Genomic DNA, 13,959 nt, shown 5'->3' with positions numbered 1-13,959 from the left:
ATTATAATTTAACCCCAATCTTATCATCCTTTAGAATGATAAACAGAACTTAACACTTTATCTACAATACTTCGTAAATTCCCGCACTTCCTTGTCCGGTTCCCACACACATCGAAACGATTCCGTATTTGTTACCTCTACGTTTCATTTCGTCAAATAATTGAACAGACAATTTTGCTCCTGTACAACCTAGAGGGTGTCCCAATGATATTGCACCACCATTGACATTGATAATGTCAGGGTTCAAGTTTAATTCACGCGTAACAGCCAAAGCTTGAGATGCAAATGCTTCGTTCAATTCAATTAAGTCGATATCGTTCAAAGTTAATCCAGCTTGTTTCAATGCTTTTGGAATTGCTTTTACTGGGCCAATTCCCATGATTCTAGGCTCAACACCTGCTGAGGCAAAGTTTACCAAACGTGCGATAGGCTGAACGTTTAATTCTTTTACAATTTCTTCGCTCATGATTAATACAAAAGCAGCACCATCACTCATTTGAGAAGAGTTTCCAGCAGTAACACTTCCGTCAGCAGCAAAAACGGGACGTAATCCAGCCAAAGCTTCAACAGAAGTTCCAGCTCTAGGGCCTTCATCTTTGTTAACTACATACGATTTGGTTTCTTTTTTACCATTTTCATTGATAAAAGTTTGCTCAACTGTGATTGGAACAATTTGTTTGTCAAATTTACCTTCAGCTTGTGCTTTTAAGGACTTCATATGTGACTGATAAGCAAACTCATCTTGGTCAGCACGTGAAATATTGTATTGTTTGGCAACTGCTTCAGCAGTTAATCCCATTCCCCAGTAGTAATCTTCGTGTCCTTCTTTTGCAATAGCATAATCAGGAGTTGGCTTGTAACCACCCATTGGAATGAAACTCATACTTTCGGCACCACCAGCGATGATACAATCTGCCATTCCAGATTGGATTTTAGCAGTTGCCATTCCGATAGTTTCAAGTCCTGAAGCACAGTAACGGTTCACAGTTACACCAGGAACGTCTTCTACTTTTAATCCCATTAAGGAAATTAAACGTCCAACGTTTAAACCTTGTTCTGCTTCCGGCATGGCATTTCCTACCATAACGTCATCGATACGTTTTTTGTCAAAATCAGGCAGTTCATTCATCATATATTGAATGGTTTCTGCAGCTAATTCATCAGGTCTTTTAAATCTAAAAACTCCTTTTGGTGCTTTTCCGACCGCAGTACGGTAAGCTTTTACTATATATGCTGTTTTCATTTGATTAATTTCTTAGAGGTTTCCCTTTGGTTAACATGTATTGAATTCTCTCCAATGTTTTTCTTTCTGTACAAAGTGATAAGAAAGCTTCACGTTCGATATCTAATAAATATTGCTCAGATACTAATGTCGCTTCAGATAAATCACCACCAGCCATTACGTAAGCAAGTTTGTTTGCGATTTTTTTGTCGTGTTCAGAAATGTATTTTCCAGCTTGCATTTGGTCAGTTCCAACTAAAAACATTCCTAATGCTTGTTTACCTAAAACCTTAACATCAGTTCTTCTGATTGGTTGAGTGTAACCCGCTTCTGCCATTAACAAAGCATGTTTTTTAGCTTCAGCAATCTGACGGTCTTTGTTTACTACGATAATATCTTTACCGTGTTGTAAAAGTCCAGTATCAAAAGCTTCGTACCCTGAAGTAGAAACTTTAGCCATAGCGATTGTTAAGAAATACTCTTGAAGAACATTTAACTCAACATCGTTTTTATGGAATAAATCAGCCGCTCTTAAAGCCATTTCTTTAGATCCACCACCACCAGGAAGTACACCAACTCCAAATTCAACTAATCCCATGTAAGTTTCAGCAGCAGCTACCACTTTATCAGCGTGTAAGCTCATTTCGCATCCACCACCAAAAGTCATTCCGTGAGGCGCAACAACTACAGGAATTCCTGAGTAACGTACGCGCATCATAGTATCTTGGAACATTTTGATTGCCATGTTCAATTCATCGTATTCTTGCTCAACTGCCATCATGAAAATCATACCAATATTAGCACCAACAGAGAAATTCGCTGCTTGGTTACCAATTACTAAACCTTGGTATTCTTTTTCAGATAAGTCGATTGCTTTATTGATAGCTTGAAGTACATCACCACCAATTGTATTCATTTTAGATTGGAATTCTAAATTCAAAATTCCATCTCCTAAATCTTGTATGATTGCTCCGCTGTTACTCCAAACTTTTTTGCTTTCGCGAATGTTGTTCAAAATAATGAATGAATCTTGTCCAGGAACTTTAGTTTGAGATTTTGTTGGAATATTGTAGAAGTAGGAAGCTCCTTCTTTTACAGTATAAAAACTAGTACTTCCAGATGCTAACATTTCTGTTACCCATGCAGCAGGTTCTAAACCTTCTGCTTTCATCATTTCGATACCTTTTTCAACACCAATTGCATCCCAAATTTCGAATGGACCATTTTCCCATCCAAAACCTGCTTTCATAGCATCATCAATTTTGTATAATTCGTCTGAGATTTCAGGAATTCTGTTTGATACATAAGCAAACATTCCAGAGAAACTCTTACGGTAAAATTCACCAGCTTTGTCTTTTCCTTTAACCAAAACTTTAAAACGATTGATCGGTTTATCGATAGTTTTAGTTAATTCTAAAGTTGCAAACGAAGCTTTTTTTGTCGGACGATATTCTAATGTATCTAAGTCTAAAGAAAGAATATCTCTGTCAACTTTTTTGTAAAAACCTTGACCAGTTTTACTACCTAGCCATTTGTTTTCCATCATTTTGTTTACAAACTCAGGAAGTTTGAACAATTCGTGTTGTTCGTCGTTTGGACAGTTTTCATAAATACCGTTGGCAACGTGTACCAAAGTATCTAAACCAACAACGTCAACAGTACGGAAAGTAGCCGATTTTGGACGACCAATTACTGGACCAGTCAATTTATCAACTTCTTCGATAGTTAATCCCATTTCTTTAACTAAATGGAATAAACTTTGAATTCCGTAAATACCAATTCTGTTTCCAATAAATGCCGGAGTATCTTTAGCAACAACCGAAGTTTTTCCTAAGAATTTTGAACCGTATTCATTTAAGAAATCCAATACTTCTGTTGAAGTTTTTGGACCAGGAATAATTTCAAATAATTTTAAGTAACGCGCTGGGTTAAAAAAGTGTGTTCCGCAGAAGTGTTGTTGAAAATCTTCGCTTCTTCCTTCACTCATAAAGTGAATTGGAATTCCAGAAGTGTTTGAAGTAACCAAAGTTCCTGGTTTACGGAATTTTTCGATTTGCTCGAATACTAATTTCTTAATATCCAAACGCTCCACGACAACTTCAATAATCCAATCGACATTAGCAATTTTTCCCATATCATCACTCGTATTTCCAGTAGTAATTCGGCTAGCGAATTTTTGACTGTAAATAGGAGAGGGTTTCGATTTTAATGAGTTGGCCAAGTGCTCGTTTACCACACGGTTACGGACAACTTTGCTTTCAAGCGTAAGTCCTTTTTTGGTTTCTGCATCAGTCAATTCTCTAGGAATAATGTCTAATAATAAGACTTCGACTCCAATATTGGCAAAATGACAGGCAATTCCTGAACCCATAATTCCAGATCCAATTACTGCTACTTTTTTAATAATGCGTTTCATATTTTGATGTTTATTGCTTTTTTATTAGTCACAACCCATTGGGTATATTTAATTTTAATTCTTAAAATAATTACACTCTTATTTGGATTTAAAAACGCCTCATTTCATTATTTTTTAGTTTCTTGAATTGTGGCGTTTTTATCTCCATCTTCAGATTTAAATATGTGCTTATTTTGAATTAGTTCGTTTATAATTTCAGCAACCTCTATGAAGTTGTTGATTTTTTCTTCTGAGACATGTTGTCGTACGGATTCATTAAATTTCAAAACGGTATTCTTAGAAAGCTCTCTTTTTTCTCTTCCAAAGTCGGTTAGATAAATTAAAACTCCTCTACCGTCTTCTGGATTTTTTTTTCTGATAATTAGCCCTTTTTCCTCCATAGATTTTAGGGTTCTCGTCAAGCTTGTAGCTTCCATTCCCATTCTAGGGCCTAATGCTGTCGAAGGTGTTCCTTCTTCTCTATCCATACTTAATAATGCAAATCCAGTTGCCATTGTTGCGTCATATTTATTCGCTTCCTCATTATACATTCTGGATACGGCTTGCCAGGTTGCTCTTAGGATATAATCTAGTGTTTTGTTTTTCATATGCTACTATATCGATTTCAAATGTAATAAAAAATATACTATGCATGCATAATAAATTTAATATTTTTTTATTTTTTTATAAATATAATTAAAAAACTCCTGAAAAATATGAGGTTTAGGGAATATTATGCATGCGTAGTATTTTAATTTTTTTAGGAATAGAAGTTTTTTAAAACTTGGGAGACATATATGCAAAAAACTTCTTAATGATGCTTTTATATTTGTTTTTGATAACACTTTTTGAATTTTTTCAAATTCAATCTTACTTAAAAATGGCAGCTATCGGTGTGTCTTAAAATTTGAATAATTTCTTGTAAAACATTTTTTTTGCTTATCATATTGTGAGGATGATTTCCATTTTTGCAAAAGAAAATATATTGATAGTGCAATGCTTTAAAATTTAGTTTAATACTTCAAGAAAACTTTTATGTATTCAAAGGTTATTGTAATTAATTTTCAGGTGTCTATTTGTATGTGTTTTGACAACGGATTTTGTTTATTTAATTTAAAGTTTTAATCTTTTTTACAATATAAAAGTTTGTATTGTGTTAATATATCTTTTAATTTAAGTAATTTTTTTCTGATTTTAAATATTATTTAAAAAAGAATGTACTGTAATCTTTGTTTGATTAAAAAAATCATACTTTTGGTCATTGAAATTAACGAATTATACTCTATGAGGAAACTTTACTTTTTTTACATACTTTTTTTTTTAATAAAAACGGCTTCAGTTTATGGACTTTGTACTACTAATAATAGTAATTATCGTGATAAAAGCTTTAGAGATTTAATTTTACCTCCCAATGTTAATTTTAGTTTTACCAGCGACGGTGCTTGTTCAGGAACGCCAATTAATTTTACCTCTGTTGTAAGTGGGAATGCTCCTTTTAAGTATTCATGGGATTTTGGAGATGGAAGTACTTCTTCAATAAGTAACCCAAATCATACTTTTACAGCACTTGGCTGTGGAACTCAAAACTTTACTGTTAAATTGACTGTTACTGATGCAAATGGTGAGGTCAACTCTATATCAAAAAATGTTTCGGTAAAACAAAAACCAGATTTAAAATTTACCAATCTAAATGCGCCAATTGGTTCTAGTACTCCTTTTGAAAAATGTGGTGATAATAATTCAGATCCAAAATATACTATTAAATTAGCCAACAATTCTAGTTCAGTTTCCTGTATCGCTTCATATAATATTGATTGGGGAGATGGTAATTTAGAAACCAGTGTTACTTTTCCTAAAACACATACCTATATGAAATTAGGTTCGTTTAATATGGTTGTAACAGGAATTGGAAATAGTGCTTGCGAAAACTCGATTACTTATGTGGTTAAAAACTCTAATAACCCGATAGGAGCGCTTATAGCACCTGGAAATACAACTAATTTATGTATACCAGTAGCTCCAATGGATTTTGCTATTGGTTCTTGGGCACTTAATCCTTCGGATACAAATTATCAGGTCAATTATGGAGATGGTACAGTATTGAATCTATCCCAGGCGCAACTGGAAAGCTCTAGTTATTACAATAGTTTGAATCCAAAAGTATCACAAAATTATCCTATACCTCATAAATTTACAAGGTTTAATTGCCCTAGTGGTAATACAGTTACTTTGACAATCACTACATCTTGTGGAAGTACTTATCTTACTGCTGGACCCATTATTATTTTAGATGTTCCAACGGTAAGCTTTAGTGTAAGTCCTATAGTCTGTGCAAATACTTACGTTAGTTTTAATAATTCAACTCTTGCAGGTTATACTAATGATTGCAGCACTTATAATGTTTACACTTGGGATTTTGGTGATGGAAGTTCAGTATCGAGAGAAGTTTCTCCTAGTCATGTTTATACAAGACCGGGAAATTATACTATCAAATTATCGGCGACAACTCCTTGTGGAATAGGAAATACTTATACTCAGACAATATGTGTAGAACCTATTTTGCAACCTAAATTTACTGTTGCAAAAGCATGTGCTTCCGAAAATGTTCAGATAACAAATACCACTGATACAAGTAAGAGTTGTGGCACCGAAAGTTACTATTGGGAAGTAATGAATTATTATGAAGGTTTTTGTGGAAAAGGAAGAGGGCAATGGAACTTTGTAAATGGGACAGGTTACAATTCTAAAGATCCGGTTATAAATTTTAGTAATCCAGGTACTTATGAATTGAGATTAAGAACATTAAATTCCTGCGGATTATATCAATATGCCTCACAATTAATAGAAGTAAAGAAGAAGCCTGTAATTACTTTAGACCCTATTTCTGATTATTGTAATTCGGCGACAATTAAACCTGTTGGTAAAGTGGTAGAAAGTTGTTCTCCTACTTCAGAACTAACATATCTTTGGAGTTTTCCTGGTGGGACTCCTTCGACATCGACATCATTTAACCCGGGCTCTATTAATTATACAAAAAGTGGTAATTATCAAGCTACTTTTAGTGTTACTAATAGTTGTGGTACTGCTACAGCAATAAGAAATTTTTCTGTAGATTTAGTTCTTTCTCCCGTTATAAAGCCAAAAACAGCTGAAATTTGTAGCGGTAATAGCTTTTTGATCTCACCAGTGACTAACGGAACAGATAATGTGCCAGCTGGTACTACATACATTTGGTCATATCCAACTATTTCTCCTGCGGGTGCTGTGAGTGGAGCTTATGCACAATCTACGCCTACAACGAGTATTAGCCAAACATTGACTAATAATACCGCATTTCCTGCTACAGTAATTTATACCGTATCTCCAATATCTAAAGTTTGTCCTGGTCCTGATTTTACAGTTACGGTAACAGTTGATCCATTGATAAACGCGAATGAAATTGTAAAAAAAATCACTTGCTTTGGATTGAGTGATGGTGCTATTAGTATTAATGTGACTGGAGGAATTCCATTTACAACAGGGAAACCTTATACTTTTTCTTGGACTGGTCCAAACGGATTTGCAAGTACTGATGAGGATATTTCTAATCTAAAATCTGGTTATTATTACTTAACCATAAATGATAATGGTAATTGTCCCTTCTCTAAAAGTTATTATGTGGAAGAACCTGCTAAATTTCAATTTTCAGGTAATAAAAATGATATAAGCTGTTACGGATTAAATGACGGAAACATAAATTTGAGCACATCTGGAGGAACCCAGCCTTATAAGTTTGTTTGGACAAAAGACGGAAATCCCTATAATGCAACTACTGAAAGTCTTTATAATTTGAGTCCCGGTGTTTACGGAGTCACTATTACCGAGTTGAATAATTGTGGTATTTTGAAAGAAACGTATACCATTATAGAACCACCTTTATTAGAAGTAAGTTTTGTAAGCCAAGTTGATATTCTATGTTACGGAGATTATACAGGAGAAATTAATGTTAGTACAATTGGTGGTAGAACAACAGAAATAAGTCCAGGTGTTTTTAATTATAGTTATTATTGGACTGGTCCAAATGGTTACAGTAGCTATATTCAAAACCCAAAAAATCTTGCAGCAGGGACTTATAATTTAACCGTAACTGACAATTCAGGTTGTACAGATAATTTGCAAGTGATTCTAAAACAGAATAATGAGATTAAAATTGATTATACTAAAACTGAAATAGCTTGCTACGGTTATTCAGATGCTTCTATAACTATTAATTCTATTACGGGGGGTATTCCATTTACAACTGGAGATCCTTATATTATAAAGTGGAGTAATTTAGGCTCGGGGCTAATACAAGATAATTTATCAGCTGGAACCTATGTAATTACAATTACAGATGCGCTAAACTGTACTAAGCAATTCACAATTGTGATTGATAATGCACCGGTTTTTACAATCGATCCAGATGTTAAACAAATTTCTTGTTTTGGTGAAAGGGACGCACATATCCGATTAAATCTTGTTGGGGGACAATTACCAGTCACTTTAGTATGGAATGATGATGCTACTGCAGGAATCGAACGGAATAATTTAGGACCTGGGGAATATACAGTAATAATTACTGATGCTAAATCTTGTGTAATAAAAGGGACTTATCTTATTGTTGAACCACCTTTATTAGAAGTAAATGCAACGGTTTCTAATCCTTTAAATTGTATTGAAGCCAATACAGGAGCTATCAATTTAGTGGTTACAGGCGGAACACCTCCGTTTTCATATTCTTGGTCTAACGGTGCGATAATTGAAGATCTTGAAAATCTTATACCAGGGAATTATACCGTTACAGTAACTGATGCTAATGGCTGTAAAAAAGCTGATACATGGAAAATTACCCGATTTGAACAACTGACTCCAACTATCGAAGTTTTAACTGATTTTAATTGTGATACCAAATACGTTCACCAAACATTTGTAGGTCATGTAAAAGGTGGAATTCCTCCTTATCAGTTAAGTTGGTCGGATGGAGTTGTGACAGGTATTAACGGCGAGATAATGAATACCAATAATAATGGGTTAGTGATTTTTAGTGTAACTGATAGTTTTGGTTGTAAAGCTGATTATCCATATAATGTGAACACTCCAGTTTTAGGAAAAGCCAATTTTTCTACAAGTTCATATGGGAAAGATGTTTATGATTTGTATTCTATTTACGATCCTATATTATTTACAAACTTAGCTACTGGAGATTTTACTGCAATTTCTTGGGATTTTGGAGATGGAAATTTTTCTGATGAAGAAAATCCAAAGCACATTTATACCAAAGTAGGTACTTACACTATTAAGCAAACTGTTACCTATCCTTTTGGTTGTCAATATAGCTATAGTTCGGTATTAGGTGTAGAAAAAGGATATAGTTTAATTATGCCAAATGCGTTTACACCAAATAATGATGGATATAATGATACATTTGCTCCAGTTTTTCTTGGATTGACAAATATAAAACTGGATGTTTTTGACACATGGGGTAGCATTATATACTCAGAAAGTGGAGAGAATATTCGTGGTTGGCATGGGAAAGTAAAAGATTTAGATGCAGAAAATGGTAATTATTATTTTAAAATTACAGCAAAAACCTTTTATAATCACACGATAACAGAAAAAGGAGTACTTACACTAATTAAATAAAAACAGCATATTAAGAAAATGAGATTAAAACTATTTATTATAATTATTACATGTTGTTTTTATACCAAAACGCAAGCACAGGATCCTATTTTTACACAATATTTTTTATTTCCTGAGACTTTGAATCCTGGTTTTTCTGGGTTTATGGAAACCACATACACAGGAATTATACACCGTGAGCAATGGCCAAATTTGGATTTAAAAATAAATACAGACTATGCTTTTGTTAATACATGGAGTGACAAAATGAACAGTGGCTTTGGTGTAAGTATTTTGAATCAAAGAGAAAATGCAACTAACTATAATTTTACGCAAATTAATGCCAATTATGCTTACAAAGTAAAAATAAGTGACGAATGGGATTTTCGTCCTGCTATTGAAGCTGGTTATGGTTTAAAATCATTTGCATTTCAAAACTTATTACTTGAAGACCAAATTAATATAAAGTCAGGTCATAATAATGCAAATTCTGTCGATCCTTTATTAGTAAACGATAAAGTTACTTTTTTTGATATCTCGGCAGGTATGGTTTTCAATACTGAGGATCTTTGGATTGGTTTGTCTATGAAACACCTTAATAGACCAAATATTGCGTTTAGCTCGAATGGGAACTTGCCTTTAGAATCTTTTTTTTCATTAAGTGCTGGGTATGAATTTCTATTGGCTGATTATATTGACGTTCATTTTTTTCCTTATGCAACAAAACTGTTTGTCTCTTCAAATTATATGCAACAAGGACCTTATAATCGGTTAGATTTAGCTACTTCAATATTATTCGAAAAAATGTTTTTTGGAACATCTTTTGTTACTAATCCTGCGAAAAATGGAATTGGCAACGATTTATTAACGTCTGTGAATTTTTTCACAGGATTGCAATATGAACATTTGCGTTTAGGTCTTTCTTACGATTTAAACACCTCTAAAATTGGTAAAACAGGTGGGATCTATGAGCTTTCTTTCGCTTATCAGTTTAATTTGGATAAAAAATGTTTTGGATGCCCTAATTATGTTGGAAAATAATTGGTATCGTTTTTTTTTGATATTGTTTTAAAGAAATGAAATAAAAAAGGCAGTCTAGAATAGACTGCCTTTTTCAGGTTTTATAATATTTGGTTTTAGTTGTGTACGTAGATTTTTGCGTAAAGATCTTTGTAAATCTCTTTGATTATTTTACGCTTTAGTTTCAAAGTAGGAGTGAGGTGTCCACCATCAATTGACCAAACATCTGGTGTTAATTCGAAACGTTTGATTTGTTCCCAATTCCCAAATTTGGTGTTCAAATGATCTACTTCTTCCTTAATACGTGCAATAACCTGTGGATTTGAAATGATTTCTTCATTGGTTTTTCCTGGGTCAATCCCGTGTAATTTTGCCCATTCTTTGACGAATTCAAAACTTGGTTGTATAAATGCACCAGGCATTTTTTCGCCATCACCAATAACCATAATTTGCTCGATAAATCGAGATTGTTTCATGGTGTTTTCTATAAGTTGAGGCGCTATGTATTTTCCTCCGGATGTTTTAAACATTTCTTTCTTACGATCAGTAATCTTTAAAAATCCATTCTCATCAATATTACCAATGTCTCCTGTATGAAAGTATCCATCAATTATTGCTTCGGCTGTTTTTTCAGGGTCTTTATAATATCCAATCATCACATTAGGTCCTTTGCAAAGAATTTCACCGTCTTCGGCTATTTTCACTTCTACATTGTTGATTACTTTACCTGCTGTTCCAATTTTAAACCCTTTGTTTCTATAATCATTTACAGAGATTACTGGTGAGGTTTCAGATAATCCGTAACCTTCCATAATGTATATTTCTGCTGCAGCAAAAATTCTCGCTAACCTTGGTTGTAACGCAGCACTTCCATTTACAATCAAATCTAATTTTCCTCCTAAACCTGCTTTCCATTTACTGAAAATTAGTTTTCGAGCTAGTTTTAATTGTAATTCATACCATAAGCCATTAGCTCCATAAGGCTCATATTTCAGACCAACTTCCACTGCCCAAAAGAATAATTTCTTTTTTACTCCTGTAAGTTCAGATCCTTTGGCGATAATCTTTTCGTAAACTTTTTCAATAAGTCTCGGTACACCAGTCATTACTGATGGACTGATTTCTTTAATATTATCTGAAATCTTTTCAATAGATTCTCCAAAGTAAATGGAACAACCATAAAATTGATAAATGTAAGTTACCATTCGCTCATAAATATGGCAAATTGGTAAGAAGCTTAGTGCGCGACTAACTCCTGGATCAAAAGGGATTCTGTCAGCGCTATTCAAAACATTGGATACAATGTTTTTATGAGATAACATTACACCTTTTGGCCTTCCTGTTGTTCCAGAGGTATAAATAATTGTTGCTAAATCTTCTGTACTAACATTGTTTTTTCGTTCTTCAACAGCATCTTGATTGCTAGTATCTTCACCTAATTTTAATAATTCAGTCCAGTTTTTGCAATTATCAATTTCATTAAAAGAAAAAACCTCTTTCAAAGAAGGAACATTCCCTTTTATTGCATTGATTTTATTATATAATTCAAGATCCGAAACGAAAACATACATCGCTTCTGAATGATTTAAGATATAATCATAATCTTCTTCAGTGATGGTTGGGTATATGGGAACGTTTTGAGCACCTGTTTGTAAAATACCAGCATCCATGATATGCCATTCCGTTCTATTATTACTTGAAATAATAGCTATTTTATCATTTTTTTGAATACCCATTCTCAGCAACGCTCTAGAAATAGCATTGGCTTTATCGATATATTCTTGAGTAGATGTTTTCACCCAAACACCGTTCTGCTTTGTTACTAAAGCATCTGATAGGTTGTATTTTTCTAACTGATAATATGGGAAATCAAAGAGACGGGTGATCGTTATCATTATAAGATTATTAAATTTTATCGCAAATTAAATAAAAAATAATAATAATTTTTATTTTCGAAAGATTAATTATCATTTATATAATTACAATAGTGGTAATCAACGAAATCGATTTCTTAAATGAGCTAAATTTGAACGAATTGGTTTAATAAAACAAAATCCCTGAACACTCTGTTTTAAAAATAAATTTTCTAAAATAGAAGTGGCACAAGGATTTACAGTGTTTTCTTTTAAAGAGATTACTCTATATATTCTTTTACGCGTTCACCAGAAATGAACATTTTTTTTTGGTCATAATGGATAGAAAATTGCTGTAAAGTCCACTCATCATCATCTTCTGATTTAGTAGTAGAAGTACTTTTTTTATACCAAAAAGAGTAAGAAGCACTATTGAATCCTTCTTTGAAAATTGGAATTCCCGATTCGGAACATTCAATTCCCCAAATGATAGGATCTTTCGTGAGATCTTCATTTTGCATTATCCCAGTTCCATCTTCATTAAGGATTGTTGTAGGGGTGATTTGGTTCACATAAGTGTACAGACCTGTAATTGGATAACCTATAACCGTAGCAATATATCGGTCTTTGTCTTTATCTTTAATTTTTGTGATTTTTATTTGAGCAAAAGAATGTGCCGTACTTAGTATAAGTACTGTTAGTAGTAATGTGAAATTTTTCATGGGGTGTAGGTTAATTGTAAAATGCTAATCAGTAAAGGGAGTTACTTTTTAGATATGGGTTAGGAAATTTTTTGAACTTTAAGCTAATATACAAACTGAATTTTAGATAAAAAAACTATAAATACTTGTAATTATAAAGATATAAATAACCTTCTGTAAATGTCTTAGAACCTTTTGGAGAATAAAGATAGCTTTGTACTTTTTTCTCAATTATATTTCCGTTAGGATCAAGTTTATAGGATATAACTATTTCTTCATTAGGATATTTTGAAATGTTATCGGAGTTAATAGTTACCATCTTAATTAGTCTGTTATTACGATCATATTTATAAATGTTTTTGTAAAATGCTACTCCAGACTTTAATGTCAAAGACTCTTTTATTAACCCATTAGCATCGTAATTATATTTGGTTACTAAATCAATAGTTTGGTAGTCTATTTGAAAAATTTGACCATCATCATTAAAATGGTAAAAGTATTCATTTCGAGTAGTTACTTTTTTAGGGGTACCCGCTACATAATCTTCTCCTTTGAATAAAATATTTTTCTTTTGTACATACTTGTAATCAACTGTAGAAAAGATTGGATCTTTCTCTGTGGTATTCACAGTAGTGGTGTCAGTTGTGTCTTTGTTATTAGAAAAAAGTGTCGTTTCGATATCAATATGTGAGACAAAACCTTTGTTGGTATAACTAAAAAAACTCTTTTTTGATTCTACATTTGTGAAAATCTCCTCCATTTCTTTAGTTAAGCCATTTTGATCAAATTGATATTGATTACTAACTGATGCAGAATCATTTGTTGTTTGATCTTGAATGTTTATTACAAATTTGTGTTCTTGCATTTCTTTTACACTTCCTTTTAATCCTAATACTTTTGTATTAGAACTTAATTGAAGAAAAGGATTTGTCTTCAGGGAGAGATCAATAGATTGTGCTAATACTGGATTGATAAAGAGTAGGATACTTAAAATTAAAAGAGATTTTTTTAAAAAATTCATTGGGGGATTTTTAAAATTATTTGTGACTTCGAACTAAAATCTTTCATGAAAAACCCGTCTCTAAAATTATAAAGAGACGGGCTAAGGAAATTAAGTTTTAACTATAA

8 protein-coding genes are annotated in these 13,959 nt (G+C 32.8%); 2 read left to right on the top strand and 6 right to left on the bottom strand.

All coding sequences use genetic code 11. From position 1 onward, the window contains the following. Nucleotides 1-61: 61 nt before the first annotated feature. The 3 genes from CLU82_RS02040 to CLU82_RS02030 form a co-directional block, all read right to left on the bottom strand. Nucleotides 62-1,243, bottom strand: coding sequence for an acetyl-CoA C-acyltransferase (locus tag CLU82_RS02040; protein ID WP_100841516.1), 1,182 nt, complete (start codon nucleotides 1,241-1,243; stop codon nucleotides 62-64). Between the two features lie 4 nt (nucleotides 1,244-1,247). Next, nucleotides 1,248-3,638 carry a 3-hydroxyacyl-CoA dehydrogenase/enoyl-CoA hydratase family protein gene (locus tag CLU82_RS02035; protein ID WP_100841515.1) on the bottom strand — a complete coding sequence of 797 codons (2,391 nt, stop codon included), beginning with the start codon at nucleotides 3,636-3,638 and terminating at the stop codon, nucleotides 1,248-1,250. Between the two features lie 107 nt (nucleotides 3,639-3,745). Further along, the gene (locus CLU82_RS02030; protein WP_100841514.1) at nucleotides 3,746-4,225 is read right to left on the bottom strand and encodes a MarR family winged helix-turn-helix transcriptional regulator; all 480 of its coding nucleotides are present in this window, start codon (nucleotides 4,223-4,225) and stop codon (nucleotides 3,746-3,748) included. Between the two features lie 676 nt (nucleotides 4,226-4,901). Here CLU82_RS02030 and CLU82_RS02025 point away from each other — a divergent pair. Both CLU82_RS02025 and CLU82_RS02020 read left to right on the top strand, forming a co-directional pair. Continuing rightward, complete coding sequence (locus tag CLU82_RS02025; RefSeq protein WP_100841513.1) at nucleotides 4,902-9,278, top strand: PKD domain-containing protein; 4,377 nt, start codon at nucleotides 4,902-4,904, stop codon at nucleotides 9,276-9,278. 18 nt (nucleotides 9,279-9,296) lie between these two features. Continuing rightward, the gene (locus CLU82_RS02020) at nucleotides 9,297-10,298 is read left to right on the top strand and encodes a type IX secretion system membrane protein PorP/SprF (RefSeq protein ID WP_100841512.1); all 1,002 of its coding nucleotides are present in this window, start codon (nucleotides 9,297-9,299) and stop codon (nucleotides 10,296-10,298) included. 95 nt (nucleotides 10,299-10,393) lie between these two features. Here the strand turns inward: CLU82_RS02020 and CLU82_RS02015 are convergent, their stop codons facing one another. From CLU82_RS02015 to CLU82_RS02005, 3 genes are all read right to left on the bottom strand, one after another. Beyond that, a complete protein-coding gene (locus CLU82_RS02015) occupies nucleotides 10,394-12,172 on the bottom strand; it encodes a long-chain fatty acid--CoA ligase (RefSeq protein WP_100841511.1) in 1,779 nt (592 codons plus the stop codon). A gap of 239 nt (nucleotides 12,173-12,411) precedes the next feature. Then, on the bottom strand, nucleotides 12,412-12,852 hold the full coding sequence (locus CLU82_RS02010) for a hypothetical protein (RefSeq protein WP_100841510.1): 441 nt from the start codon (nucleotides 12,850-12,852) through the stop codon (nucleotides 12,412-12,414). A 115-nt stretch (nucleotides 12,853-12,967) separates the two neighbouring features. Then, a complete protein-coding gene (locus CLU82_RS02005) occupies nucleotides 12,968-13,852 on the bottom strand; it encodes a hypothetical protein (protein ID WP_100841509.1) in 885 nt (294 codons plus the stop codon). Nucleotides 13,853-13,959: the final 107 nt, after the last annotated feature.

It is taken from the genome of Flavobacterium sp. 5 (genome assembly GCF_002813295.1).
Classification (GTDB): domain Bacteria; phylum Bacteroidota; class Bacteroidia; order Flavobacteriales; family Flavobacteriaceae; genus Flavobacterium.
This window is presented reverse-complemented; position numbering and strand designations above follow the sequence as displayed.

Coding starts and splice junctions, on each gene's coding strand:
- CLU82_RS02040 (WP_100841516.1), bottom strand. CDS start 1,243: ATGAAAACAGCATATATAGTAAAAGCTTACCGTACTGCGGTCGGAAAA.
- CLU82_RS02035 (WP_100841515.1), bottom strand. CDS start 3,638: ATGAAACGCATTATTAAAAAAGTAGCAGTAATTGGATCTGGAATTATG.
- CLU82_RS02030 (WP_100841514.1), bottom strand. CDS start 4,225: ATGAAAAACAAAACACTAGATTATATCCTAAGAGCAACCTGGCAAGCC.
- CLU82_RS02025 (WP_100841513.1), top strand. CDS start 4,902: ATGAGGAAACTTTACTTTTTTTACATACTTTTTTTTTTAATAAAAACG.
- CLU82_RS02020 (WP_100841512.1), top strand. CDS start 9,297: ATGAGATTAAAACTATTTATTATAATTATTACATGTTGTTTTTATACC.
- CLU82_RS02015 (WP_100841511.1), bottom strand. CDS start 12,172: ATGATAACGATCACCCGTCTCTTTGATTTCCCATATTATCAGTTAGAA.
- CLU82_RS02010 (WP_100841510.1), bottom strand. CDS start 12,852: ATGAAAAATTTCACATTACTACTAACAGTACTTATACTAAGTACGGCA.
- CLU82_RS02005 (WP_100841509.1), bottom strand. CDS start 13,852: ATGAATTTTTTAAAAAAATCTCTTTTAATTTTAAGTATCCTACTCTTT.